This window comes from Alphaproteobacteria bacterium (assembly GCA_033344895.1).
Lineage (GTDB): Bacteria > Pseudomonadota > Alphaproteobacteria > UBA8366 > Aestuariispiraceae > Pacificispira.
In genome coordinates this window covers 1,311,498-1,337,364 of the sequence record JAWPMN010000001.1, presented here as the reverse complement: position 1 = coordinate 1,337,364, position 25,867 = coordinate 1,311,498, and the positions used below count along the sequence as shown (strand labels likewise).

Annotated in this window: 26 protein-coding genes; 6 read left to right on the top strand and 20 right to left on the bottom strand. The window is 64.2% G+C overall.

Features of this window, described 5'->3' with window-relative positions:
• Positions 1 to 27: 27 nt before the first annotated feature.
• Positions 28 to 954 carry a methyltransferase domain-containing protein gene (locus R8L07_06510; protein ID MDW3205180.1) on the bottom strand — a complete coding sequence of 309 codons (927 nt, stop codon included), beginning with the start codon at positions 952 to 954 and terminating at the stop codon, positions 28 to 30.
• A 90-nt stretch (positions 955 to 1,044) separates the two neighbouring features.
• Here R8L07_06510 and R8L07_06505 point away from each other — a divergent pair, with 90 nt between their 5' ends.
• Together R8L07_06505 and R8L07_06500 are read left to right on the top strand one after the other, a co-directional pair.
• On the top strand, positions 1,045 to 2,628 hold the full coding sequence (locus R8L07_06505) for a rhodanese-like domain-containing protein (GenBank protein ID MDW3205179.1): 1,584 nt from the start codon (positions 1,045 to 1,047) through the stop codon (positions 2,626 to 2,628).
• Entirely contained in the window at positions 2,607 to 3,398 is a 792-nt protein-coding gene (locus tag R8L07_06500) for a ComF family protein (GenBank protein MDW3205178.1), read from the top strand. The genes R8L07_06505 and R8L07_06500 overlap by 22 nt, the downstream gene beginning before the upstream one ends.
• 5 nt (positions 3,399 to 3,403) lie before the next feature.
• Here R8L07_06500 and R8L07_06495 read toward each other — a convergent pair whose 3' ends face one another.
• From R8L07_06495 to gloB, 12 genes are all read right to left on the bottom strand, one after another.
• Positions 3,404 to 5,071 (bottom strand): hypothetical protein, encoded by a 1,668-nt coding sequence (locus R8L07_06495; GenBank protein MDW3205177.1) that lies wholly within the window; start codon positions 5,069 to 5,071, stop codon positions 3,404 to 3,406.
• A 48-nt stretch (positions 5,072 to 5,119) separates the two neighbouring features.
• The gene (locus R8L07_06490; GenBank protein MDW3205176.1) at positions 5,120 to 5,860 is read right to left on the bottom strand and encodes a hypothetical protein; all 741 of its coding nucleotides are present in this window, start codon (positions 5,858 to 5,860) and stop codon (positions 5,120 to 5,122) included.
• Complete coding sequence (locus R8L07_06485) at positions 5,857 to 6,921, bottom strand: hypothetical protein (protein MDW3205175.1); 1,065 nt, start codon at positions 6,919 to 6,921, stop codon at positions 5,857 to 5,859. Before R8L07_06485 ends, R8L07_06490 begins: the two co-directional genes overlap by 4 nt.
• Before the next feature lie 21 nt (positions 6,922 to 6,942).
• On the bottom strand, positions 6,943 to 7,479 hold the full coding sequence (locus R8L07_06480) for a hypothetical protein (protein MDW3205174.1): 537 nt from the start codon (positions 7,477 to 7,479) through the stop codon (positions 6,943 to 6,945).
• 10 nt (positions 7,480 to 7,489) lie between these two features.
• Positions 7,490 to 7,993 carry a hypothetical protein gene (locus R8L07_06475; GenBank protein MDW3205173.1) on the bottom strand — a complete coding sequence of 168 codons (504 nt, stop codon included), beginning with the start codon at positions 7,991 to 7,993 and terminating at the stop codon, positions 7,490 to 7,492.
• The gene (locus R8L07_06470) at positions 7,993 to 8,385 is read right to left on the bottom strand and encodes a hypothetical protein (GenBank protein ID MDW3205172.1); all 393 of its coding nucleotides are present in this window, start codon (positions 8,383 to 8,385) and stop codon (positions 7,993 to 7,995) included. The genes R8L07_06475 and R8L07_06470 overlap by 1 nt, the downstream gene beginning before the upstream one ends.
• 19 nt (positions 8,386 to 8,404) lie before the next feature.
• Positions 8,405 to 9,301, bottom strand: coding sequence for a hypothetical protein (locus R8L07_06465; GenBank protein ID MDW3205171.1), 897 nt, complete (start codon positions 9,299 to 9,301; stop codon positions 8,405 to 8,407).
• A gap of 15 nt (positions 9,302 to 9,316) precedes the next feature.
• Entirely contained in the window at positions 9,317 to 9,880 is a 564-nt protein-coding gene (locus tag R8L07_06460; protein ID MDW3205170.1) for a hypothetical protein, read from the bottom strand.
• Positions 9,881 to 9,971: 91 nt separating this feature from the next.
• The gene (locus R8L07_06455) at positions 9,972 to 10,628 is read right to left on the bottom strand and encodes a ferredoxin (GenBank protein MDW3205169.1); all 657 of its coding nucleotides are present in this window, start codon (positions 10,626 to 10,628) and stop codon (positions 9,972 to 9,974) included.
• Positions 10,625 to 11,083 carry a cupin domain-containing protein gene (locus tag R8L07_06450; protein MDW3205168.1) on the bottom strand — a complete coding sequence of 153 codons (459 nt, stop codon included), beginning with the start codon at positions 11,081 to 11,083 and terminating at the stop codon, positions 10,625 to 10,627. The genes R8L07_06455 and R8L07_06450 overlap by 4 nt, the downstream gene beginning before the upstream one ends.
• Positions 11,084 to 11,092: 9 nt before the next feature.
• The gene (locus R8L07_06445) at positions 11,093 to 11,701 is read right to left on the bottom strand and encodes a glutathione S-transferase N-terminal domain-containing protein (protein MDW3205167.1); all 609 of its coding nucleotides are present in this window, start codon (positions 11,699 to 11,701) and stop codon (positions 11,093 to 11,095) included.
• 34 nt (positions 11,702 to 11,735) lie between these two features.
• Positions 11,736 to 12,500 (bottom strand): hydroxyacylglutathione hydrolase, encoded by a 765-nt coding sequence (gene gloB / locus R8L07_06440; GenBank protein MDW3205166.1) that lies wholly within the window; start codon positions 12,498 to 12,500, stop codon positions 11,736 to 11,738.
• Between the two features lie 106 nt (positions 12,501 to 12,606).
• Here gloB and R8L07_06435 point away from each other — a divergent pair, with 106 nt between their 5' ends.
• Together R8L07_06435 and R8L07_06430 are read left to right on the top strand one after the other, a co-directional pair.
• Positions 12,607 to 13,377 carry a methyltransferase domain-containing protein gene (locus R8L07_06435; protein MDW3205165.1) on the top strand — a complete coding sequence of 257 codons (771 nt, stop codon included), beginning with the start codon at positions 12,607 to 12,609 and terminating at the stop codon, positions 13,375 to 13,377.
• Positions 13,378 to 13,464: 87 nt separating this feature from the next.
• On the top strand, positions 13,465 to 13,914 hold the full coding sequence (locus R8L07_06430) for a CBS domain-containing protein (protein MDW3205164.1): 450 nt from the start codon (positions 13,465 to 13,467) through the stop codon (positions 13,912 to 13,914).
• Positions 13,915 to 13,932: 18 nt separating this feature from the next.
• On the opposite strand, the gene R8L07_06425 is transcribed toward R8L07_06430, so the two are convergent.
• From R8L07_06425 to acs, 6 genes are all read right to left on the bottom strand, one after another.
• The gene (locus R8L07_06425; protein MDW3205163.1) at positions 13,933 to 14,424 is read right to left on the bottom strand and encodes a VOC family protein; all 492 of its coding nucleotides are present in this window, start codon (positions 14,422 to 14,424) and stop codon (positions 13,933 to 13,935) included.
• Positions 14,425 to 14,482: 58 nt separating this feature from the next.
• A complete protein-coding gene (locus tag R8L07_06420) occupies positions 14,483 to 14,989 on the bottom strand; it encodes a PAS domain-containing protein (GenBank protein ID MDW3205162.1) in 507 nt (168 codons plus the stop codon).
• A 109-nt stretch (positions 14,990 to 15,098) separates the two neighbouring features.
• Positions 15,099 to 17,192 carry a caspase family protein gene (locus R8L07_06415; GenBank protein ID MDW3205161.1) on the bottom strand — a complete coding sequence of 698 codons (2,094 nt, stop codon included), beginning with the start codon at positions 17,190 to 17,192 and terminating at the stop codon, positions 15,099 to 15,101.
• An 84-nt stretch (positions 17,193 to 17,276) separates the two neighbouring features.
• Complete coding sequence (locus R8L07_06410) at positions 17,277 to 18,416, bottom strand: ATP-binding protein (GenBank protein ID MDW3205160.1); 1,140 nt, start codon at positions 18,414 to 18,416, stop codon at positions 17,277 to 17,279.
• Positions 18,417 to 18,680: 264 nt separating this feature from the next.
• Positions 18,681 to 20,747, bottom strand: coding sequence for a methyl-accepting chemotaxis protein (locus R8L07_06405; GenBank protein MDW3205159.1), 2,067 nt, complete (start codon positions 20,745 to 20,747; stop codon positions 18,681 to 18,683).
• Positions 20,748 to 21,002: 255 nt separating this feature from the next.
• A complete protein-coding gene (gene acs, locus R8L07_06400; GenBank protein MDW3205158.1) occupies positions 21,003 to 22,946 on the bottom strand; it encodes an acetate--CoA ligase in 1,944 nt (647 codons plus the stop codon).
• Between the two features lie 319 nt (positions 22,947 to 23,265).
• Between acs and R8L07_06395 the strand changes: the two genes are divergently transcribed.
• Both R8L07_06395 and R8L07_06390 read left to right on the top strand, forming a co-directional pair.
• Positions 23,266 to 23,790 (top strand): PAS domain-containing protein, encoded by a 525-nt coding sequence (locus R8L07_06395; GenBank protein MDW3205157.1) that lies wholly within the window; start codon positions 23,266 to 23,268, stop codon positions 23,788 to 23,790.
• Complete coding sequence (locus R8L07_06390; GenBank protein ID MDW3205156.1) at positions 23,765 to 25,099, top strand: methyl-accepting chemotaxis protein; 1,335 nt, start codon at positions 23,765 to 23,767, stop codon at positions 25,097 to 25,099. The genes R8L07_06395 and R8L07_06390 overlap by 26 nt, the downstream gene beginning before the upstream one ends.
• On the opposite strand, the gene R8L07_06385 is transcribed toward R8L07_06390, so the two are convergent.
• Positions 25,096 to 25,857, bottom strand: coding sequence for an SDR family NAD(P)-dependent oxidoreductase (locus R8L07_06385; GenBank protein MDW3205155.1), 762 nt, complete (start codon positions 25,855 to 25,857; stop codon positions 25,096 to 25,098). The genes R8L07_06390 and R8L07_06385 overlap by 4 nt on opposite strands.
• Positions 25,858 to 25,867 lie beyond the last annotated feature (10 nt).

The window sequence follows — 25,867 nt, the reverse complement described above, 5'->3', positions numbered from 1 at the left end:
TTTTACCTGTTCAAGAGGAAAGCCGAATTATTTTGGCGCCGGCGGTTCTCCGGTCCCGATTTCCTCGGAATCCAGGGCGTCGGCAAGGCGCGCGGCGGCACTGCCGGGCCGCAGTGGTTTGGGCTGCGTTTCCGCAGGGCGCCAGCCATGCAGATAGATGACATCGAAGTGCGCCGACAGCCGCCCGTCCGGCCGCTGATGCCGCTCCGCGTAGAGTTGTGCGGCCCTCAGGAATACGGCGCGGCGGGTCGGATGCCGCAACCGATCGCGCAGCGCGTTGGTTTCGCCCATCGCCCGCAGATCCGCCATCAGCCGGAACGGATCCTCATAGGTGACTTCAATATGATCCAGATCGGCTACGGGTAGGGCAAAGCCCGCCCGCTGCAGCAGCCCGGCCGCATCTCGCAGGTCGACCATGGGGGAAATGCGCGGCGACACGCCGCCGCTGACCTCCTCTTCCGCATCCATCAGGCAGTGGCGCAGTTCAGTCAGGGTCTCGCCACCCAGAATGGCTGCCTGGAACAGACCGTCCGGACGCAGGGCGCGATTGGCCTGGACCAGTGCGCCGGGCAGGTCGTTCGCCCAATGCAGGGCAAGGTTCGACACGATCAGATCGAAGCTACCGGGGGCGAAGGGCAATAGTTCCTCATCTGCGACAACGGACGGCCCGCCCTCCGCGGATTGACCGGCAAAAGCGCCGGCACGGTCGGCGAAGAAGACACGGTCCACCTTGCCGGAGGTCAGCAGGGCGCGGCCGAGCGTGCCGTCCCGGGCGCCGAGATCCAGCGCCAATTCGAACCGGCGGGAGACATCCTCCAGACGGTCGGTCAAACGACCTGCGACTTCGTGGAACAGAAAGTCGTGATCGCCGCTGCGCCGAGCGGTGCGTTCCCGCCGCTTCCGCAGGAGTGCGCGGTCGAAAATCTCGATCTCGTCGGTCTGATGCGTCGGCATGCGGTCCTGAAATCCGGTGTCACTAACATTTCCCAAGTCTGGGCCAACCTCTTACACTGCCCGCCCGCAATACGAAACAGGGGGACACGCGTGACTGCCAAGTCCATCGACGCCGACAGCCTGCACCGACAATTGAAGAGCGGCGGAGAAATCGCCCTGATCGATTTGCGTGAACAGGGGGCCTTCGGTCAGCGCCATATCCTGCGTGCCGTCAATTTGCCGCTCAGTCGGCTGGAACTGGAATATCGGCGGCTGATACCCCGGAAGGACGTCCCGGTCGTGCTCTGCGACGGTGGGGAGGGCCTGACCGAAAAGGCCGCCGATGTTCTGGGCTTCGCGGGGTGGAGCGACGTTTCGATCCTGCAGGGCGGCATCGATGCATGGGAGGCTGCGGGTCATATCCTCTTCAGCGGCGTCAATGTCCCCTCCAAGGCGTTCGGGGAATATGTCGAGGCCCGTTTCGGTACGCCGCATATCTCCGCCCGGGACCTGGCGGAGATGCAGCAGGCGGGCGACAAGCTCGCCATTCTGGACAGCCGCCCCTATCGCGAGTTCCACAACATGTCGATCCCCGGCGGGGTGGATTCTCCGGGTGCCGAACTGGTGCACCGGGTACGGGAGGCGGTGCCGGACGAGGACACGACGATTGTCGTCAATTGTGCCGGCCGGACGCGCTCGATCATCGGTGCGCAGTCCTTGATCAATGCCGGCGTACCGAACAGGGTCGTGGCGCTGGAGAATGGCACGATGGGCTGGATGTTGGCCGGCTATGACTGTGCCCGTGGTGCGACCGAAGTCGCCCCCTATCCGGATGCCGGTGCGGATGCCTGGGCCCGGGCTGCGGCGGCGGATGTCGGGCGAAAGTTCGGCGTCTCGCGCATCGGTTGGGATGAGGTGGTATCCTGGCGGGACGATCCGGCACGCACCACTTTCCTGTTGGATGTTCGCACCAAGGAAGAGTTCGAGGCCGGTCATGTGCCGGGCTTCCGCCACGCGCCGGGCGGTCAGCTTGTCCAGGCGACCGACGAATATGTCGGCGTTCAGAACGCGCGTATCATCCTGGCCGACGATACCGAGACCCGCGCGACGATGACGGCATCCTGGCTGATTCAGATGGGATGGCCCGACGTGGCGGTCGTGGCGGGCGGCATCGGGCAGCGCGGCACGGAAGCCGGGATGCCGGATGATCATGTCTATGAACTGGATTTGATGTCCGTTGCCCGGATTTCGGCGCAGGATGCGCTGAAACTGAACGATGTGCCCATGGTGAATTTCTCCCGAAGCCTGGCGCACCGGCGGGCCCATCCGGCGGGATCTCAATTCGCGATTCGGTCCCGTGCAATGACCGACCTGGCACCGATTCTGTCGTCCCGCTGGATTGTCTTCACGGCCGATGATCCGCGCCTGGCGATCCTGGCGGCCCAGGACCTGACCCGCGCCGGTGTCCATCGCGTCAAAGTGCTGGACGGTGGCAATGCGGCATGGAAGGCGGCGGGCGGCGCCATGGAGGAGGGGATCGGCCAGCCATTCTCCGCAGAGGAGGACGTCTTTCATAAGCCATACGATCTGGAACTCGATCAGGCCGCAATGCAGCGATATCTGGATTGGGAAGTAGCGCTGGTGCCAAAGGTGGAACGTGAAGGCACCCTGACATGGCCGACCTTCGACCCATAGAAAACGGGCTGTCATTTGGCCCCCTGCTGCACGGATTGCGGCGTGGCGGATCGGCGCTGCTTGATCTCGTCCTCCCGCCCCGTTGCCTGTCCTGCGGCTGTCAGACCGGAAGTCATGGCGGATTGTGCACCGGATGCTGGCGCAGTGTCCGGTTCATTTCGTCACCGCAATGCGCCCAGTGCGGCTATCCGTTCGAACTGGATTTCGGCGCGGGGGCCCGGTGCGGGGGGTGCCTGTCATCCACGCCCTGTTTCGACCGTGCCCGGGCCGCCGTCGCCTATGATGATCGCATCGCCCGACTTCTGATCACCTTCAAACACGGGGACCGTACGGATCTGGCACCCGGCCTGTCACGGTGGATGGCGCGCGTCGGTTCTGAACTGCTCGACAGTACGGATCTGATCATGCCGGTTCCCCTGCACCGTCGGCGTCTGCTGGATCGTCGATACAATCAATCTGTATTGCTGGCAAAGTCACTCGCTTCAGAATCCGGAAAACCGCTTTCGGCCGACATCCTGATCCGAAAGCGTCATACACCGACGCAGGGTCACCTGTCGCCTTCCGCCCGTCGGCGCAATGTCGAAGGTGCGTTTCGGACCGACCCGACCAGAAAGGACGACATCGCCGGTCGCCGGGTGCTGCTGATCGACGACGTGATGACCACCGGCGCGACGGTCAATGCCATAGCACGCCGTCTGAAACGGGATGGGGCCGGTGCGGTGGATGTCCTGACGTTTGCGCGGGTGGTGCGGGAAACCACGCCGGCCTGATCGGGCTATTCCCGGATCTGATAGGGCAGCGCCAGGATGCGCTTGTCCGTCATGCCCAGCCCGACCAGGGCCTGGAAGAACGCCGCGCCTTCGGTCGCCTTGGCCGATGTCTCGGCCGCGCTCTGGCCCAATGCCGGGGCAAGGGTCGCAAAGTCGATGGCCCCGCTCGTCGCAACCAGGATCAGCATCTCGTGATCCTCCGCATTTTCCTCACCTTCCAATACCAGAGGGGCGGATTGAATTTGACGATCTTCCGAAGGGGCGGGAAGGGTGACAGCCTCGCCGGCAGCAAGGTCCGGGGCCGCGATCCCGTCCGCCGGATAGAGGCGAACGACACGATTGTCCGCGCCCCAGGCGAATATGCCGATCCTTGCCGGCTGGTCGGTGGACAGGGTCAGCGAGATCGGATCGCCCGCTTCATAGACGTTCCTGCTCAAGGCCGCGCGAATATCCGGCGCGCCGGCACGTCCGACAGGGGTAATCCGTCCCGTCAGATGCACGGAGATGCTACCGTCGCTATCCGCGGGCTCCAGGATTTCGAGTACTTCGTCATAGGGCAGGCCGCGTTCCAGGGCGTCCCCCAGCGCCTGGGTGGCGTCGGCCTCCGTGGCGATCAGGTCGACTATCGGCCCCGCCATGCCAAGTGCCTGGGCGATCAGCCTCGCCCGGGCGAGATTGGTCGCCGCCCGAATGGCCGAACGATGGTCCAGTCGATCGGAAACGATGGCCCGGGCAGAGGCGGAAACCCGCCCGTTCACATCGCCCGTGCCGTTCTGCAGATATTCGGGAATGCTGTCCGCGGCGATGTCGGTCGTGGCCATGGCCAGAGTGCGTCCGTCATGGTTCAGGTCGACCGTCAGTGTCAGTCGGTCTTCGCCCGCTGGCCAGATTACCCCGCGCAAACTGTACCCGGGAAAGACCGGCAGCGGCTCGTCCTCATAGCCCAATTGTCTGCGCGCCTGCGCGGCGTCGACAAGATCGCCCTGGCGCAGGGTCATGCGTCGCCCCAGTTCGAAGCGGAGCTTGTTGGAAAGCAGCGCGGCAAAGTCGGTATGCGTGCCGGTCGTCTGGTCGATGATATGCACCCGCTCCAGACTGCCCGGCAGCGCCACCGAACCGTTTAAATCCGCCGCCAGTCCCGCCATTGCTTGCGCCCAGTCGCGGGCCGGGGAGAGGGCGGACAGGGGGAAGACGGCATGACCGCGCCCGACGGTAACGGTCGTTTCGATTTCGACCGCCGAGCAGAACAACCGGACCTGTTTGGGCCCGGGGGAAGCGGCGCATTGTACCTCGACGTCGGCGCGCGCGGATTCCAGACGGGCAGCGTAGTCGCCACAGGTGAAGAATTCCTCGCAGGTCTCGTAGACCTGGGACAGGCGTTCGCGGGTCAGGATCGTATGATTGCCGGACGACGCCTTGAACAGGGCATTCAGGACGGCTTCGTAAAGGTCCCGGGCGACGCTGGAGGTCAGGTTGGACTGGCTGCCGCGCAGTGGGCGAACGGCGATGCGGCTGTCCGGCTCAACGGTCGAAAGGATTTCGCGGGCAAGATCGGCTGCCGCGTCGGTCGTGCCGAGCGCCGGCATCTGTTCCGCAATCTGCGCGCGCGTTCCCGCCGTTGTCAGCAGGCCCGCTGCCAGTACCGCCAATAGGATCGGACCCTTGGGTATCATTCCCTTGCCTCCTGAGGCGCCGGAGAGTGAGGCCACCGGCGTCTGGCGTCAATCGTCCATCGTCGCAGGGCGGTAGCCGAGGACGCCCCCGGGTGCCGTTTCCGTCCAGGATGCCGCCATGCCGAGATCCGGTAGTGTCGCGATCAACCGTCGCGCGACGTCATCGGCCATGGATTTCGGCAGGTCGGGGTCGCTTTCCAGACGGGCGGCCTCGAAGGCCCCGATCAGCGCGCCGAGGGGTGACAGGGGCAGCGTGCCGTCCGATCGGACGGCGATGTGCCGCGCCTGCCATAGCGGCTGGCTGTCGCGTGTGCCGATCAGCCGGGCGTCAATGCCGACGGTCTTGCGACTGTAGGTCACCGCATAGAGATCCGCGCCACCCCACGGCGCGAAAGTCAGAAAATGTCGGCAGCGAATGCGGTGTGCGAAATAGGCTCGATCTTCCGGTATCGTCAGATCGACGAGCAGCCTGTCAACGAGACGCCGCCGCTCCGGGCCGCCGATAACGCGGGGGAACCGGTCGCGGGCGTGACGCGTCAGGGCCACCTCCAGAACCGCTGACCCGGCGAAGGCCTCTCCGGTATCGGAAGCGTGCTCGTTCGAGGTCGGCAGCAGCGTGACGCAATCCGGCAATTCGGTGAAATAGGCTTCCGACAGGCTGACCTCGGTGCCTTGGTCCAACTCGCGGGGCATTTCGGAAGGGCTGCCGTAAGGGCGTTCGCGTTCCGGTACGCAGGCCGTGCCCAGCAGCGCGATCAATCCGACGATGGTGCTTACGCGGCAGGTCATGACGATACCCTGCAGCCGGGGCGCGCCTGCAGCCGCACCGTCCCAGGGACGGGTGTGCCGGTGCTCCGCAGGTCGGTGATCGTGACGTCATTGTCCTCCAATGCATAGCGGGCTGCGATCATCTGTCCGTTCGGCAGGGCGCCGCCCAGAATTTCCGACAATCCGCCCAGGAGCATGGCATCCGCCCGGCGCGGAAACAGCCTTACCGCGTGCACGGCGCCGGCTGACAGGCCGTGGCGTTCGTAAAGGGCAGTCAGGTCGGCCCGTTCCCGCAGCGGCATTCTGCCTTCAACGACCCGAACGAATCCGCTGTAACGATTCGTGTCGGGGCTTTGGGCGGCCCCGGGAATGCCGGTTGCGGTATAGAGCCGGCCCTGCCGGTCCATCAGAACGCTCTCCATGCCGAAACAGGTTTTCAACACGGAATGGAGACGCTCCCGGCTGGCGGCGTCCTCTGGCCAGGCGATCCTGATATCCGGGCCCGCACCCTGTTCCAGCAGGCGCAGCAAGGCCCGCCCGCGTCTCAGTGCTGGTGCGGATTTGGGCCCGCTATCCGACACGGCAACCTCCGTCTCGGCGGGACCGCGAACCGGTTCCGCTGCGGCGACGGGCGCGACCGGCACAGGGGCGGGGGGCGGCGCGGGACGCGGTTGCACCGGTGGAGGATCCTCAATCGGTGTCACGGTCAACGGTGTGATGGGCATTGCCGCCGGTCGCGCCAGGTCGGGTTTGAGTGCCGTCACAGTGATCGGCTCGAGCGAGGGGCCAGGCGGGGGCGACTGCGGGGGCGACTGCGGGGACTGCTGCGGGGTGTCCGGTCGGGGGGAGGCCGGTTGGGCGGCGGCTTGCGGGGTAGGCGCTGGCGGTGGAGGCGTCGGCAGTACGAGGGCTGTCGGTACCGAAGGCAGAACCGGCGGGGTGGCGTCGGTGGGTGTCGGCGGGGGCGCCGCGACCGGTGTTGCTGCCGGCGGCTCGCTGAAGGCCGACAGCGTCAGAAAGATGGCCGCAGTCAGGCACAGCGCGACAACTGCAATGTCCGGGCCCCGATTTCTCTGCCGCATGTCGCCTCCCATTGCCGCCGCTCAGCGGGCAATCCGTTCGATATAGAAAAGCTCCATATCCTCGATCAGCCGGTCCAACTCGCGGGTTCGTTCCGGCCCCGACATCAGGGTCTCGCCTTCCTCCAGACGCACGGGAGTTTCTTCGGACGGCGCGGCCGCCATCCGGGTTTCAGGCAGCGTCTCCACCGGCTCCACGGATGGCAGGTCCGGCAGGGGGACGGAAGCGGCCGGCGGCGAAGTGAATACTCCGGCGTCCTCAGAGGGCGCTATGGGCGCGTCGTCTGCGGCGGTTTCGACAGACGGGGCATCTGAAAACCCTTCCTGGGGCGCCGCCTGGGTGGGTGCCGGGGCGTCTGCCGGAGCAGCGGCCGGGGCGGCCAATGGGGACATCACGGGCGGTGCAGTGGCCTCGGGGAGAGGAGTGGCCCCTGCGGATACGGGGGCTGTGCTTACCGTCGGCGCATCTGCCGTGAAACGGGGCAGATCGATCCGCCCCTCCGTGACGAAAAGATACCCCAGGGCGGAGAGTACGACGGCGTTGAAGACGAGATACTTCATCGGGGGACTCCTAATCGTTGCTGGCTGCGCGATCGGTCAGCAGCAGCAGGGCTCGAACGGCGGCGGAGACCGGCAGACCGATCACGGAGGTCATGAAGGCCAGACTGAACTGTTCCGTCAGCCGGGCGATAACCTGTTGTACGGTTTCCGGTGTCAGATCGGTCTCGGCCAGCGTGCCGATCCCGAGGCTGATCCCCAGAAGGGTGAAGGTCAGGGCCAGCGTTGCTATGGCGGCGGCGGCGTGTAGCCCGGCCTCCAGCCAGAAATCCCGGCGCGGGTGATCCTGAACGATGCGCATCCAGGCCCAGAAGGCGACCAAGCACAATGCGCCCAGCAGCGACAGAAAGACGATTCCCAGCGTATCGGCGAGCCAGTCCAGCAGGTCCGACGCGGCGAGATCCGTCGCCGCCACCCCGGCGGCGAGCGCCAGGACCGCGACGCCCAGCAGCACTGAGCTGCCGCGCAGTGCGACCGGTCCCGCCGCCTCGGCCGGGATTCGGGACGGCGTGCGCATCAGTAACGCCGCCCGACCCGGGCCGTCATAAGGCTGTCGGTGGTGATCCCGACCTGTTCCATCCACTGGTCGATCAGGGTGACATTGCGCTCCACGGAACCATGCACCAGGAAGGTCAGGTCATAGTTCTTGAACGCGACCCGAACGACGGGGGAGGTGTCGCCGGTCAGGCTGTCATCCCGGATCGCCATGCGTTCCAGGTCGGTCAGCCGCCGGATCGCCGTCTCCAGTTTTCCGGCGCGCTCTCCTGGGCCCAGGGCCGGGTCGATCAGGGTCTGAACGGTCAACGCCCGCTCCCGTTCCAGGTTTTCCAGAGTGTCGGCCGCCTGTGCGGTCGTCCCGGCCAGCAGGACGATGGAAAGTCCCGCGGATGTCAGAAGATGTTTCAGCATGGTTTCGAACTCCCTTGCGTTAGTTCAGGAACAGGCGCGCGGCGTCGGACAGTTCGACCCCCGCCTGATCCGGATCAAGGCCCTGTTCTTCCGCCTGGGCCGTGGCGATTTCGTCATGCAGGGCCATGGCATCCAGGGCGACCAGCTTGCCCATATAGCCCAGCAGTTCCTCTTCCTGGGTCAGCAGGGCCAACGTGGTGCGGCTGTCTTCCGCAAGGCGCTGCAGGTAGGTCTTGCGATCCATTTCCTCCCCATCGAAAACCGGCATGCGATTCATCGGATGGGCGGCGATCTTCGCGGAAAGCGCATCGATGGCAGCACGGTTTTCAGCATATTTTTCGGAGTAGCGGCTCATTTCCGCGACGCTGCCGAACACGTCCATGTCGACATCGCCGATAGCGCTTTCGAACCGCTGGCGCGCCAGTTGCTGGGCCGCAACCAGCTCCTGGCGCGCCGGCGTCATCGCCGCCTCGTCGGCGGAGATCTTGTCCAGAAGGTTCTGATAAAGTCTCGCCCGGGTCTCCGCTTCCCGACGCTGAAGGTCGATCCGTGCTCCCAGCGCCTGAACAAAGGCCTGCTTATGCGCAAGCAGTTGATGCTTCAGTTCGATACGGACATCGCCTTCAGCCATGTCCATGGCGTCCTGCAGTTCCAGAATGGTTTGCTGTGTGGTGCCCAGCTCGTCGGTGCGGTCGCGGATTGCCGCGGCAAGACCGGAGGATTGAAAGTCTCGGTCGATCGACTTCTTCAGATAGACCGTCGGCAGTTTGACTAAACGTTCCGACGCCGTCGGGGCCCAATTCGGGCTGTCCGTCGCGGCAAGTGCGGGAACCGGCTGCAACATCAGGGTGACGGCAAGTACCAGCGGTGCGGTGGCTGCCGGCCGCCAATCCCTGGGATGGGGGAAGCACTTCATGGCGATGTCCTTTCCTCAGTTCTTCGACCAGTAGGCGACCCGGCGCATTTCCGCCTTCAGGTCGGCATTGACGTTGAGGGTTGAGAACTGGCCGAAATCGGTTCCGTCGTAGCGGCCCAGCAGGGCGCCCATCGTGTCGGTGAAGGAAGACCCATCGGCGTAGTAGAGGTCCTGTCCGGCAAAGGCGGTTTCGAACCGCGCCAGGGCTTCGCGCGCCTTATCGACGTCCCCGCCCTTGATGTAGTTCTGCACGGCCAGGCCATAGGCCTGCATGCGCTCGTCCGGGGCGACATTGGCGGCGGACGGTCCAAGTTGCGCTTCGCAGCTTTCCAGAAGGCGTGCACTGGCGAGGTATTTGGCTGTCGCGCGGGTCGCATAGGCCTGGCGATCGAGTTCGACGGCGTCGGCTACGCAGGTTCGATATTCGCGCATCGCGGCGATATCCTCGAACCGCTGGGTACGGAATCCGATTCCCTCGTCGCTCGGTTTCTGGGTGTTCAGGGTGCAGGCGCCCAGCGTGGCCACGGCAAGGGCGGCGAACACGGCGCGGCGCAGAATTGGGGACAAGTCGGTGCGCATGGGGACCTCCGATCGGTCGGTTCGGGTTTCTTCCGGAACCGGCTATCGAAGGGTCGGACGGATTTTCCTGACGGAACGCTCAGGCGGGGGGTCAGTCGCGTGCGGCGAGGAAGGCCCGCATGTGAAAGGCCGCCTGATCCGGGGCGTAGAGATGCGGTCCGGCCACCGGGCAAGCGCGGCGGGCGCGGCAGCCGTGATCGATGCAGTTCTGACCGGCATCGGTGCGCAGATACGTGGCACAGGCTGGGACATCGTAACCGCTGCTGCTGAAGGCGCCGACCGGACATGTGGTCAGGCATGGCTTGTCGGCACAGGTCTCACAAGGGCTCGGCCGAGTATCCGGGACCGGCAGCGGCACGGCATCATGCAGGCAGATGGCCGCGCGATAGGCATGCCACAAGCCGTAATCGGGATGGATAAGCATGCCGATCGGCGACGGATGGACCGGCTCCGACTTCATGGCCCAGCGCTGGAAGGGGAAGTAGGGAGGGCCGTCGGATGGATAAACGGCCCAGCCCCCGACACTCGCCGCGACCCGGTCCACCTGGCGCTTCGTCCAGGCGTCAAGCGGGTCCGGTTCGTCCCGCCTTTCCGCCTCGAACCGCGGCCAGAAGTCGGGACCGACATTGCCGACCAGAATGAGGCTGCGACAGGTCGGCGGCGCCGCGTCGTCCGGCACGGGATGAAATCCGCCCCGCGCCACCAGGCCGACCTCGGCCAGGGCGGATGCGACGCGATCGTAGGTCATGTCGGCGATCCGTCCGGATGTCCCCTGCCGGGCTGCCAGTCCGGCGGGGCCATTTCGAAACTTTCGAACCGGAAGGCCGGTGCCACGGTGCAGCCGACCAGCGTCCAGTGTCCGATGCTTTTTGCGGTCTGCCAGTGACCGGCCGGGACGACCAGTTGCGGGCGCTGTCCCGTTATCAGGTCGGGACCCAGGCGGTGGGACGTCGTATTGCGCCCGTCCGGGGATAGGGTCATGGCCAAAGGCGCCCCGGCATACCAGTGCCAGACCTCGTCGGCGTCGGTCACGCGGTGCCAGGCGGATTGATCCCCCGCTTCCAGCAGGTAGTAGATCGCCGTGGATGCGCCGCGCCGACCCTCGCCGCCGTCATGGCGGTAGGTTTCGCTGTACCAGCCGCCTTCCGGGTGCGGCTTCAGACCCAGCAGGTCGACGATCTCTCGTGCCGTCGGCTCGGACATGTTGCCTGGTCAGCCTTTGGGCGCCGTCGTCTGCATGGACGGACGCTGCGAGAAGCTTTCATACCAGGTCGCGAGTTTCGGGGCGTGATGCCGCCAGGCCGATTCCGGAAAACGCAGATCCAGATAGCCCAGCGCCGTTCCGACGGAGATCTGTCCCAGATCCAGCGTGCCCTGCAGACTGTCGATTTCCTGATCCAGCAGCTTGCAGCTTTTCTGTATCGCCGACCATTGCCGGTCGATGAACCAGTCCTTGGGCAGCGGCGTATCCAGTTTCGCATCGCGCATGACCTGGGCCCGCAGGATCAGGGCCGCATCGGTCACGCCCTGGCCGATGGCATGCAGCCGCAGCACCCGGTCGCGGTCGGCCCCGCCGGCCGGGATCAGGGCGTCACCGTCGCCCAGCCGGTCCAGATGGTCGCAGATCACCAGACTGTCGAACAGGCTGGGACCGTCTTCCAACACAAGGCAGGGTACCTTGTTCAGCGGGTTCAACTCGTGGAAATCGGTCTCGAACGGGTTTACGCGTTCAATCTCGATTCTGTCGATCAGCCCCTTTTCATGCGCAACCACGGCACATTTGCGGGCATAGGGAGACGTGTCGCTGAACAGCAGTTTCATTCTTGTTTTCCTTAAAGAGGTGTTTCGGCGCGGACTAGAAATTGTCCTTTCGGGTGCGGACTTCGGAAAAGACTTCGGCGGCGCTTGCCCGGGAAAGGCCAAGGGCCGCCGCCAGTGCAGGGTCGTCGGCCCGCAGGAACGGATTGGTCGCCTTCTCCTCCCCCAGCCGCGACGGAACCGTCGGTTCCCCCCGGGCCCGCATCGCATCGATCCGGTCGGCGCGTGCCTTCAGGGCGGCATTGTCGCTATCGACGGAGAGGGCAAATCGAGCATTGGCCTGGGTATATTCGTGGGCGCAGAAGACACGGGCGCTGTCCGGCAGGGCGCGCAGCTTGGCCAGGCTGCCCCACATCTGGCTATGCGTGCCTTCGAACACCCGTCCACAGCCCAGGGCGAACAGCGTGTCACCGCAGAACAGGGCATCGTCGGCTGCGAACCAGTAGGCGATATGGCCGTGGGTGTGGCCCGGGACATCGAACACCTCCGCCGTCGCCGCGCCGAATTGATAGTTGTCGCCATCGCCGATTTCGGTCTGGATGCCCGGAATGCGGTCGCGATCTGCGCGCGGTCCGACGATATGACAGCCGGTAACGGACTGAATTTCGATATTGCCGCCGACATGGTCGCCATGATGGTGCGTGTTCAGAATATGGGTGATCTTCCAGCCCAGACGCTCCGCCTCGGCCAGCACGGGGGCGGCGACGGCGGGGTCCACGACAGCGGTCGATCCGGTTTCCGTTTCATGGACCAGATAGACGTAATTGTCGTTCAGGACGGGAATTTGGCGGATATCCAGCATGGCTACTCTCCCTTTTGGGGCGCTACAGTTTCACGGGGCCTGCCGGTTTGGCAAGTGACGCGATCGGCGGATGTGTCGGCCCCTCTCCCCTGATATAGTGTCTGTCATGTGGAGTGACGTCGTCGATTTCAACCGCTTCTACCGAAGCAGGCTCGGCAAGGCCGCGCGCGGTCTCGTGCAGGCGGAGATTCGTGCCCATTGGCCGGACGTCACCGGCTGTACCATCGCCGGGATCGGCTATGCCACGCCCTATCTGAAGCAGTTCGAAAATGAGGCGAACCGCATCATGGCGATCATGCCCGCGCATCAGGGCGTGACCCACTGGCCGCGGGGCAAGCCGAATCGGGTCGCCCTGGCGGAGGAAACCTCGCTGCCTTTCGAGGATCTGTCCATTGACCGGCTGTTGCTGGTGCATGCGGTGGAGAACAGCGAACATCTGCGCGCCATGATGCGTGAATGCTGGCGGGTCCTGTCGGGGCACGGGCGATTGCTGGCGGTCGTTCCGGCACGGCGCGGCATCTGGGCGCGCAGCGAACGGACGCCCTTCGGGCACGGCAAGCCATATAGCAAGTACCAGATGGAAAAGCTTTTGAAGGACAGCCTGTTCGAGCCGCTTCTGACCACTCGGGCGCTCTATATGCCGCCCAGTGACTGGGACCTGATACTGCGCACCGGTCCGGCCGTGGAACGGATCGGTCGGCGCTGGTGTCCGCGCCTGGGCGGCGCCCTGTTCGTTGAAGCCCACAAGCAGGTTTATGCCGCGACCCCGGCCCGGCGCGTCACGTTCCGGCCGCGGCTGGTACCGGTTCCGGAAATCGGACCTGCCGTTGCGGGCCGTCACGCGCTTTCCAGAAACGAGGGGCCGGTGGTCCGTTAGCCGGGGTCCTGTTCACGAAGGTTTTCTTTGCCTGACGAAGGACATCGCGTTAGGCCTGACAGGAAAAGGAGTTGCGGGAGGAAGATCATGACCATAGCGACCATCATCGAAGGCCGTCCCAAACCGCTGAACGTGACGCCGTCGGACAGCATCCAGAATGCCGCCGAGATCATGTCCGAACACCGGATCGGATTCCTTCTGGTCCTGAACGAGGATGAATCCCTGTTCGGCGTGATTTCCGAACGCGACATCGTCCATGACGTCGCCGTCGGTGGTGGCGACTACGGTAAGCGACCGGTCTCGGGAATCGCCACGACGGCGGTGAAGACCTGTCTGCCGACCGACGATCCGCATGACATTTTCGAGCGCATGACCGCCGGCCGGTTCCGTCACATGCCCGTGGCGCAGAACGGTGCCATCATCGGGGTGGTCAGCATGTCCGATCTGCTGCGCCATTTCGAACAGGAATCCTCCCCGGCCGCGCGGACCAAGGCATTCCAGGCGTTCTTTTCCGGCGACGCCATTCCCGGCGGCTGAGGCGGGGCAACGCCCGCGTCATTCAGACGGTTTGGTCGCTTGCCAGTTTGCCAGAATGTCGTGCGCCTTGCCCTTTGCCCGGCGCAGGATGTCGACCCCGGCTTCGGTAGGGCATGTCAGTTCGATGACATAGCCGTTCGGATCGCGGAAATAGATCGATTCGATGAAGTGATGGTCGGCGATCCCCCGCGTCTCGATGCCGGCCTGCTGCCCTTTCTCAAACATCGCGACCATGGTTTCGCGATCCACCTGCAGCGCGATGTGAAGGTCGTAATCGTGCTGATCCTTGAAATCGAAGGGCGATCCGGGAACCTCGAAGAAGGCGAGGCAGGACCCGTCCTTCATTTGATAGAAGCTGTGCAGAACTCGGGTTTCGCGACCGGTCTTCGTTTCTTGGATCTCGAAGGCGTGGACCAGCGGCAGGCCGAGGAAGTCCTCGTAGAAGGCACGGGTCGCTTCGGAATCGCGGCAGCGATAGGCGTTGTGGTGCAATCCCTGGATATCGGACATGGTCTTCCTCCCTCTGCGCGCGTCCGGGCGAAGGCCTCGGCGCATCGGTTTGGTGCGGTCAGCGCGGCTGCATGGCGCGCAGGATTTCCGGGTCGATGTGCTGGGCGTCACCGTAATCCTCCACCGCGACACATTGGAACCGGTCGGGCACCCCCAGTTCAAGAGGAAACAGGCCGAACTCCTCCTCCAGCATGATCTCGCTGCCTTCCGCGATCGGGATTCCCGTCCGGCCAAAGACCGGTTGCCCGGTTTCCAGGAGCATCTGGTACCCTCTGTGCCAGATACCGGGGTCGACGGCGGCCGGGGTCATTTCATGCAGCCAGCGGCCGGTGAAATCCAGTCGCGACATTTCGGCAACGCGGGTTCCGACCAGCCGATAGTAGACCTTCAAAGGTTCGCGGGTCACTTCGCTGAGGACGATATTGGGCAGCAGGTCCTTCAAATCCGTGGGCGCAAGATCGCCGCGGGTCGGCCATGCATCGCCATCACATTTCGCCCGCCAGTATTCTGCAAGCGCAGCGACCTTTCGCGAGCGGACGAAACCCGAATCAATCGACAGCGGCAAGACGATGCTCCAGTTCAGATGCCCGTTGAGTTAACCGGAGTCGCATGGGAAATGAAACACCGACTTCGCCGGAAAGGCGTGACGGTCAGGTTAAAGTCCGGGGCGGACGCTAGGGGCGACGCAGCGTGATCGTCTGCTTGCAGCGCGCATTCGACATGGTGATGAAGATTTCGGCCTGATAGAAGTCGCCCTGCCGATCGAGGTCGCCGTAGAAGAGGTGCTGTCCCCAGCCCTGTGGCTTGGCGAAGTAACTCGCACCGCCTTCGGACAGCGACATTTTGATCTGGGCACTCTTGCCCATGTTGGTTTTGACCCGTGTGTCCAGATTCCCGTCCTCGAAGGTCACGACCTCCTCAACACCTTCTTCCCAGCGGCACCATTGGGCCTGAGGATTGGGGATCGTGGTCTCCACCGTCAGGATCCAGTCGCCGTCCAGCGGGTGCTGCGGCGGTGCGGCGGTCGGGGACAGGGCGGCGACCTGGGGGGCGTATCCGTTCGCGGCCCGATCGCGCGCAATCGTGGTGAAGACGCCATTCGGGAAACGGTCCAGATAGGCCTGATAATCCGCGCGGTTCGAACTGTCCTTGATCGACTCCCAGAACAGCAGTTCCGCCTGCTGGCTATTGCCGGCACCTGGCGCGGCCGCTGTCGTGGCGGCCGGCGTTACGCGAGCGGCAGTGCCGGAGAAAATGGGTACGGTCGAACCTCGCGTTACTTCCACCCGGAATTCATCGTTGATACGGGTGCCGGAGAAGAAGAAGGCCTCGCTCCCCGATACGCCGTTGATGTATTTCGTGCTGACGAAGCGGTTGTCCCGCAGGTTCGTCTTCAGGGTCAGTCCGGTGCCGTGCCCCCTGAGTTTCAGGGTTACCGCCGTGCCGATAATTTCGATATCCATGTCGAAGGTACTGCTGCCGCCGCACCAGGTCCCGCCGCCATAGCAGTTCCGTTGCGCAATGAACTTGCCCTGATACAGGAGGCGCCCGTCCGATGGCGGCGGACCCGGGGGGGCGGCAGGAGGGGGCAGCGCCGCCTGCTGCGTCGCGGCCCGATCCAGCGCGGCCTGGGCGTCAGATACCTGCTGCAGACTGTCGAGTTTTACCTGTGCGACTTCCGCATAGACCGTATCGCCGTAGCGCTCCACGATCGACTGCAGCAGGGCCGGGTCGTCGGTATCCTTCACCGCGTCCCAGGCGGCCCGGGCCGCGGCCTCATGTTGCGTCCGCGCTGCCAGGGCCTGGTTGGTCTGCAGGGATTGGATCCGCTGTTGAGCCAGATTGGCGAACAGGCCACCGGGATAAGCGTCCAGATAGGTCTGGATCGCAGCCGGGTCGTTGCTGGCCGCAACGCTTTTCCAGTATTCGATTTCCGCGGTGTTGTCCGGCACGGCGGGCGCTTGAGGTGCGGCAACGACCGGTTCCGGTGGACGGTCGATGAAGATGAAGTCGCCGGTCAGGGAGGAACTCTCCCAGGGCACCTGCTGGTTACCGGTGCGCTCCATCACATCGACGCGGACCCGCTTGAAGACATGCTCCACCGCCAGGCCCGGTGTACGGATGGCCCTGGCCAGGGCCGCCGTATAGGGCGAATTGCGGCCCGACCCGTCTGCCGCGACTTCGCCGGGTGCCGTGGAAAATGCCAGCAGCGTGCCATAGGCGGCCTCGATCTTTGCCAGACCGCGCGAGCCGGAACGGCTCATCGATGGGAAGGGGTTGTTGCGGCAGGCATCCAGGACGACCAGATTCAAACGGTTTCCGGCGGCGCGCAGGCTGGCCATCAGGGTGGAGACCTCCAGGGTCGTAATGCGCAGATCCAGCGAATCCTGGATATTGGCATCGATCGGGATGAGGTAGTTCTCGCCATCCGCCTGCACCGCGTGACCGGCATAGAACACCATGCCGACGGTATCCGGCCCCGCGGCCTTCAGGTCGCGCCCGAAACTGACGACCGCCCGCTGCAGGTCCCGGTAGCCCAGGTTTTCGAGATGGGTGACGTCGAAGCCGGCGGATATCAGCGTCTCCGCCATCAGGCCCGCATCATTGGTCGGATTTTCCAGCGGCCCGACCTGATAGGCGCCGTTCCCGATCACCAGAGCCAGCCGGCGTTCGGCCAGCGCCCCGTCGGAAAAGGCCAGGATCAGGGCACAAAGCCCGACAAGGCCTGCCAGGCGCACCATGACCCGGTACCGCGGTGTCGCGTCCATATCCCTTCCCCCGCTAGTCCTCCTGAGCCCGCCCCTAGGGTAACGCAATGGCAGAATTACGGAAGGTTTTTGCGGGAAAGCGGCTCAGGAAGGGAAGTACAGGGTCACGCGCGTCCCGCCGCCGTCGACCGGCGTGATCTCCATCCGTCCGCCATGCAGGGCCATGATGCGGTGGGTGAGGGACAGGCCCAGACCGGTTCCGGGAATGGCCTTGCGGACGGCCTGCGCGCCCCGGAAGAAGGGTTCCCGCGCGCGCTGAGCCTCCAGCTTTGACATGCCGTCGCCGTGATCTTCGACGAACAGGTAGAACCCCGCGGAATCCGGGCGGAATCCGACGGTCACCCCCTTGTCCAGGCCGGCATATTTCACGGCATTGCCCAGAACGTTGATCAGTGCCTGACTGATCAGGCGTGTGTCGAACCGGGCGACCGCGTCCGCCGGTTCGATGTCGATTTCGATATTGGCAAAATCCGGTTCCAGACGCAGGCCGGAAATGCCGATGGCGTCGTCGATGAACTCCGCCACGTTGACCGACTGATGCTCCGCCGGCCGCATGTCGCGCTGAAGTTCGACCTGCAGCAGGATATCGCTGATGATATTCGTCAGATGCTGGGACGCGCGCAGGATGGCGGAGACATACCCGTTCGCCTTCTTGGCGGTGAGGCGCGTCGCATCCAGCATGGTGAGCAGTTCGGCATAGCCGCTGATGGCATTCAACGGCGTACGCAATTCGTGGCTCATATTGGCCAGAAACAGGTCGCGGGAGCGCAGGTTGGTTTCGGATTCCGCCAGCGCGCGTTCCAGCTTCGCCTGGTTCTGACGCTGTTCCGTCACGTCCTGAGATGTGCCGGTATGCCCGATCACGGCGCCGGTCTCGTCGGTCGCGATCTCGCCGATTTCCTGAATGTGAGAGATCTGACCGTTATCGGGCCGGATGATCCGATACTCGGTCGAATAGGCCATCCTTTCCCGGTCGACCATTTCGAACTCGATCATCACACGTTCGAGATCGTCGGGATGGACCAGTGCCAGGATCTGTTCCTGACGCGTGATCAGCGTGTCGGTCGGCAGGCCGTGCACGCTAATATACTCGCTGGAGTGGTGCAGGATGTTGCCGTCGAAATCGGCGTCCCAATAGCCCAGCTTGGCAATCGCCGCAGCTCGGCGTGCGCGTGTCTCATCATCGGAAAGGCGCCGCAGAACGGCCTTCTTGTCGTCAGCCATCGCCAGAAAAATACCTGAATCCCACCATTTTACGACAACGCCGTCTGCCTTCGACGGATCACACCGGTTGCCGCCCCTGCCCCCAAGGTACGTATGAGTATCCTAGTCATGAGCTCTGTTCACCTGCAAGTGCTGACCCCATGGGAGGGGGCGCGAAAGCCGCAAAGGAGTCAAAAATATCACAAACAGCAACCGGAGAGGGTGATGAGCCTCACGCTGCATCCAACGCATGCTCTTTGTGCCATGCGTTTGCCGCGCCCTATGTCATCCCTGGGTCCGGACGCTTTCCAGGAAGGTGGACGTCTCTGTCTGCAGGGCACCGCTGGATCGGGCCAGCGTCTCGGTCGAGGTTGCCACCCCGGCGACCGCATCGCCGGTTTCACGGGCCAGCAGCGCCATGGTCTCCACGTCCTGCCGGACCCGAGCCATTCGGCGCGACGACTTGGACATCGACTCGGCGACCGAATTGGTCGTCGCGCTTTGTTCCTCGGCGGCGGCGGTGATGCCCTGGACGGTCTCGCTGACCCGGTCGACGGTGGTGGCGATCTGCTTGACCACATCGGTGGTCGCGCCGATGTCCTGCAGCATGCCGCCGATCTGATCCGCAATCTGGGTCGTGGCCCGCTTGGTTTCCGTGGCGAGGGTCTTCACCTCGTTCGCGACCACCGCGAAACCCTTGCCGGCATCCCCGGCCCGGGCGGCCTCGATGGTCGCGTTCAGTGCCAGGAGGTTGGTCTGCTCCGCGATGTCGGAGATCAGTCGAACGACATCGCGAATCGCCGAGGAGGTCTGGTTGAGGTGATCGACACGCTCCGCGGCCTCGCGGGATCGGGACGCGGCCTCGAGCGTCTGACTGGCGGCCGAGCCGACCTGCTGTGCCACTTCATGGATGGCGGAATCGAGCTCCTGGATCGCGGTTGCGATGGCCTGGATGTCGGTTTCCGCCCGGACCGTATCGTTCGAAATGCGTTGGCCTCGCTCTGCGCTGTCCCGCGCCTTGGATCGCACGTCACCGGCAGCGCCGGCGAGAGAGTCCGCGTTGGCGACCAGGTCCTGGACGACCGCGCCAAGCGCGGCCTGGAAACGGTCGGCCAGTTCGATGTTGCGGCGGCTCTGATCCGCGACGACCTGCTGCTTGAAGGCTTCCTGTTCGGCCCGATAGGTCTCGTTCGCCCTGGCTTCATCCTTGAAGCGGTCGATGACGACGCCCATTTCCGCCAGTTCGGTGATTGCGCGAAAGTCCGGCGACGGTACATCGATGTTTCCATGCGCCAGTTCGGTCATCACCTCGGTCAACTGCGAGATCGGCCGTTGGATGCGGGCCTGTGTGGTCCAGACCGCAAAGGCGATAGTGAACAGGACAAAGACGATTCCACCGCCTGATATATAGAGCGCGGTCGCCGCTGAATCCCGCACGGCATTCAGGTTCGCGTCGATCCGCATATTGACCGCGTCGATGGCGTCATGGATGGCCACCGTGCCGCGCCGGGAGGTCTGATACCATTCGTCCGCGGTCATCGGATAATCCATTGCCGCCTGACCGGCGGTCAGCGCGGTGTCGCGCATGGTTTCCACCTCATTTGCATAGATGTCGATGGCACCCGTCGTCGTGGTCGTCAGATCCGAGGGCAGGCGGGACACGTTGTTCCGGATATCGCCTAGCCGAACCGTAATGCCGCCGGCCAGAGCGCGCAGGGGAATGACCTCGTTGGGGAACATCGGGATGTTCTTCGCGACATAGCGATAGATCCTGACGCGCTCCCGGCCGGAAATCTCGGCCAGACTGTTCAGCATGTCCCGCATGTCCAGCAAGGCCGCGCTGCCGGGGGCGCCGGCGGCGGATGCCTCCAGATCGCGCCGCAGGTTGATGACCTGATGCAGCAGCGTGTCGGTCGCCTCGCGCCAGCGCGCGGACATTTCCTTCGGCACGGAATCGCCGCGTCGGACCATGTCCCGGATTTCCCGGCGCAAAGCCATGGCGGGTTCCAGCCCGATCAGGATGCCCTCGGCGCCGGGGGAGGATTTCCTGATTTCCGGTGTCGTCAGGAGCGTCGTCAGTGCGTCGACCAGTTCGCCCGCCCTCCGGTCCAGATCTTCTTCGGTCGTGCCGATCGGGAAGGCCTTGTTCACTGCAATCAGGTCGACCACGTCGCGGACGAAGACGATATCGCGGGTCATCCCTTCGAGGCGGCGCGCCGCCGATTCCCGGAAGAGCATCTGGTTGAAGGTGGTCAGTTGCGAAAAGGACTTCGCGAATTCCAGACCGGCAACTGCCGTCAGGGTCAACGACAGGATACCGATAACGATGTAGATGCGAATTTTGATAGACATGGGGGAGCCAGGGGTCCTGCAATCTGAGGCGCCGGGATGGCGAAGGCGCACTCTAATGGCACAGTACCCGTGACGGTTTTGTGAACCCACGGAACGAATTGAGGGATTTGTTGCCTTATTACATTTGCGTGCGGCCACGCGTGTCGTGGCTGTGGTAACCGGTTCCGCCCGCGCAACAATCTACCCCGCAGTGCACAAAGAAAAGGGGCCGCCGAAGCAGCCCCTTCCAAACGGTTTCGAAATTGCGCTTTCGGCTCACCCCTTTCGGTTCTGCCGGTTCTCGATCAGGTCGTTGACCACGCCCGGATCGGCCAGGGTGGAAGTGTCGCCCAAATTGGAGAAATCATCCTCGGCGATCTTTCGAAGGATACGGCGCATGATCTTGCCGGACCGGGTCTTCGGCAGGCCCGGTGCCCATTGCAGCCAGTCCGGGCTGGCGATCGGGCCGATATCCTTGCGGACCCACTGGACCAGTTCCTTCTTCAGCTCGTCCGTCGCGGTGACGCCGGCATTCAGCGTGACATAGGCATAGATGCCCTGACCCTTCACGTCATGCGGCGCACCGACCACGGCGGCCTCCGCCACGTCCTTGTGCTCGACCAGCGAGCTTTCGACCTCGGCCGTGCCCATGCGGTGGCCGGACACGTTGATAACGTCGTCGACGCGGCCGGTAATCCAGTAGTAGCCGTCCTCGTCGCGGCGGCAGCCGTCCCCGGTGAAATACTTGCCCTTGTAGGTCGAGAAATAGGTCTGCATGAAGCGTTCATGGTCGCCATAGACCGTTCGCATCTGGCCCGGCCAGCTCTCCGTGATGCAGAGGTTGCCCTCGGTCGCGCCGTCCTGCGGGTTACCGTCATTGTCGACGATCTGGGGCCGCACGCCGAAGAAGGGCCGCGTGGCGGAGCCCGGCTTCAGGTCGGTCGCGCCGGGCAGCGGTGTAATCAGGATGCCGCCGGTTTCCGTCTGCCACCAGGTGTCGACGATCGGGCAGCGCTTCTTGCCGACGACGTCGTAGTACCACAGCCAGGCTTCCGGATTGATCGGTTCCCCGACCGACCCCAGCAGGCGCAGGCTGTCCAGCGAGCATTTCTCGACCGGGCCATTCCCTTCGCGCATCAGCGCGCGGATTGCGGTCGGCGCGGTGTAGAAGGTGTTCACCTTGTGCTTGTCGCAGACCTGCCAGAAGCGTGAGCTGTCCGGATAGTTCGGCACGCCCTCGAACATCAGCGAGATCGCGCCATTGGCCAGGGGGCCATAGACGATATAGCTGTGCCCGGTAACCCAGCCCACATCGGCCGTGCACCAATAGATATCGCCGTCGTGATAGTCGAAGACGTATTCATGCGTCATCGAGGCATAGACCATGTAGCCGCCGGTCGTGTGCAGCACGCCCTTCGGCTTCCCGGTTGACCCCGACGTGTAGAGGATGAATAGCGGATCCTCGGCGTTCATCTCCTCCGGCGCGCAATCAGGCGAGGCGGCGGCGGTGACGTCGTGATACCAGACGTCGCGGCCGTCGACCCAGCCGATTTCGCCGCCCGTTCGCTTCACCACGATGCAGGATTTGACCGATGGGCAATTGGCCAGGGCCTTGTCGGTATTGGCCTTCAGCGGCACCTTACGGCCGCCGCGCAGGCCTTCGTCGGCCGTGATCACCGCGACGCAGTCGCTGTCCTGGATGCGGCCGGCCAGCGCGTCGGGGGAGAAACCGCCGAAGACGATGGAATGGACGGCGCCGATCCGGGCGCAGGCCAGCATGGCATAGGCGGCTTCGGGGATCATCGGCATGTAGATGCAAACCCGGTCGCCCTTCTTGACGCCCTGATCCTTCAGCGCGTTGGCCAGTCGGCAGACATGTTCGTGCAACTGGCGATAGGTGATCGTCGCGTCATCCTTCGGGTCGTCGCCTTCCCAGATGATCGCAGTCTGGTCGCCGCGCGTTTCCAGATGCCGGTCGATGCAGTTGTAGGAGGCATTGAGGGTGCCGTCCTCATACCATTTGATCGAGACGTTCGGGATGTTGAAGTCGACGTTCTTGACCTTGGTATAGGGCTTGATCCAATCGATCCGCTTGCCGTGTTCGCCCCAGAAGGCTTCCGGGTCCTTCACGGATTGCTCGTACATTTCCAGATACTTGGAATTGTCGATCAGCGCGCGTTCGGCGACATCGGACGGGACCGGAAAAACTTCGGAATGCATGAGGCGTTTCCCCTTGTTCAGACGGCCCCTTCAGGGGCTCGGATGGACCAGCGCGGGCTTTGACATACCCGTCTTTCTGCGTTCTACCGCCGCAGACCATGACAATGGCGCGGGCGGCGCGCAACTGCGCGGATGGTCGCATGAAACCGGTGCCCGGTCACGAACTGTCCGAACGTTAAAGGATCGGCGCGCTGAAGGGCAATATCATTGCCGGACCGACAACGGTTCCGAATTCCGTTTCCGATTTCCGACGTTCCATATAGGTTGCGCCGAAATGGAGGAAACGTGCCCGATCGGCACGGTCGCAGGAGAGACCGACATGGCAAAATACGCCGTCAAACCCACCGGCAGGGAAGTCACTTTCGGCGAGAACGATATCATCGTTTCCAAGACCGATCTGAAGGGACGGATCACCTATGCCAACGATGTCTTTGTCGGGATATCAGGCTATACCGAAGGCGAACTGCTGGGGCAGCCGCATTCCATTCTGCGTCACCCGGACATGCCGCGCTGCGTCTTCAAGCTGCTGTGGGACACGCTGCAGCGGAAGCAGGAAATTTTCGCCTATGTGAAGAACATGACGAAGACGGGGAATCATTACTGGGTCTTTGCCCATGTTACCCCCAGTCTGAACGAGCGTGACGAAATCATCGGATACCATTCCAACCGGCGAGCACCATCGCGCGAATCGCTGGCCAGGATCGAGCCGATCTACAAGACGTTGCTTGATATGGAAGGGCGCCACGGCAATGCGAAGGAAGGCATGCAGGCCTCCTTTGCCGCCATGATGGAAACCGTCAGGAACACGGGGAAGCAGTATGAAGAGTACGTCTTCACACTTTGAGGCGCCGCAGCGATCGGGCCGCGACGCATTGTTCTGGGCCGGTTCGGCTGCCTGGGGTGCGGCCCTGTTCGGCCTTGCCGGTATCGGCGCGGGGTTTGCGGCCGTTCCCGTCTTCGGAATTGCGGCGGCCGTCATCGCGGTCGTGCTGGCGATTGCGTCGGCCTTGCTGGTGCGCCGGGCGGTGACGGATATCGCCCGCATTGCCGGGATCTGCCGACGTGCCGGGGCCGGGGACTTCGAAGCCCGGATCGTACCCAGCTCGGGGGGCGGCGGCATCGGCTCGCTGGCGCAGGCGGTCAATCACATGATCGACATCACCGATTCCTTCGTGCGTGAGGCGGAAGCCTCTTTGGAGCATGTCTCCCGCGGCCGGTTCTTCCGGCGCATCCTGCTGCGCGGGATGCCCGGCGGCTATCGGCGGTCGGCCAATGCGATCAACGCGGCGGTCGCCTTCATGCAGGGGCGTGACGGGCGCGTGCGCGGCATGGCGGACGACTTCGAGAACGGTGTGAAGGGGGTTGTGGACATCCTCGCCTCCGCCGCCACGGAAATGGAGGCGACCTCCGCCGGCATGACGCAGCATGCGGCCAGTGCGGGCGAACGGGCGGAAAGCGTCCGCAACATCGCGCAGACCGCGACCGGCAATGTCGAAACGGTGGCGGCTGCGGCGGAACAGCTCTCCGTCTCCGTCCAGGAGATCACGCGTTCCGTCGGGCAGTCCAACGAGGTCACCGAACGTGCCGTCTCGGTCGCGGCCGAAGCCAATGCGGAGGTCGACGGGCTGAAACAGGCCGCGAACCATATTGGCGATGTCATCGAACTGATCCGCGAGATCGCCGAGCAGACGAACCTGCTGGCCTTGAATGCGACAATCGAGGCGGCCCGCGCCGGCGAGGCGGGCAAGGGCTTCGCCGTCGTCGCGAACGAGGTGAAGAATCTGGCCAACCAGACCGCCAAGGCGACGGAAGACATCACGAATCAGGTCGCCGGCATGCAGACCGCCACCGGAACCGCGGTGGATGCGATCGAACGGATTTCGTCGGTCATCGAAGAGGTCCGCGCCATTGCGGGGACCATCTCCGTGGCCGTCGAGCAGCAGGGGGCGGCGACGCAGGAGATCGCCCGCAACGTGCAGGAAGCGGCCCAGGGAACGCGCGCCGTTTCCGATACCGTGGTCGAAGTCAGCCACAGTGCGCGGGAAACCGGCCGATCCGCGGAAGAGGTACTGCAGGCCGCCCAGGAACTGGCGCGTCAGGCGGAAACCCTGCGTTCTTCGGTGGACACGTTCCTGGAGACGATGCGCGGTTAACGGGGCTGCATCCGCAGGGCGCTGTCCAGCCGGACGCATTCGCCGTTCATGACCGTGTTCTCGACCATATGGACGACCAGCGCGGCGTATTCTTCCGGCTTCCCGAAACGCTGCGGGAAGGGCAGTGTCGAGGTCAGGCTGTCCTGAACTTCCTGCGGCATGCCCAGCAGCATCGGCGTGCCGAACAGGCCCGGCGCGATGGCGTTCACCCGCACGCCGGTGCGCGCGAATTCCCGCGCCGCCGGCAGGGTCAGGCCGACAACGCCCCCCTTCGATGCGGCATAGGCCGCCTGGCCGATCTGGCCTTCGAAGGCGGCGATGGACGCCGTGTTGACGATCACGCCACGCTCTCCGTCCTCGTTCGGCTCCCGGCCTGCCATGTCGGCGGCGGTCAGGCGCAGCATGTTGAAGGTGCCGATCAGGTTGACCTCGATCACCTTCCTGAAGGCGTCCAGTTCCATCGGCCCGTCCCGGCCGACGATCTTTGCGGCGGGGGCGATTCCGGCGCAGTTGACCGCGATGGCGCAGGCGCCGTGGGCTTCATGCGCCTTGGCAACGGCCGCCTCGGCCTCGGCGGAATCGGTGACGTCGCACACGATCGGCAGGCCGCCGATTTCCGCTGCCACCTGCTCCAGCCGGTCGCCATTCATGTCCAGCAGGGTAACCTTCGCGCCCTTCGCGGCCAGCGCCCGGGCGGTGCCTTCGCCCAGACCCGACGCCGCACCGGTCACAATGGCGGGCATTCCGTCGATTTTCATGGGTTCGCTT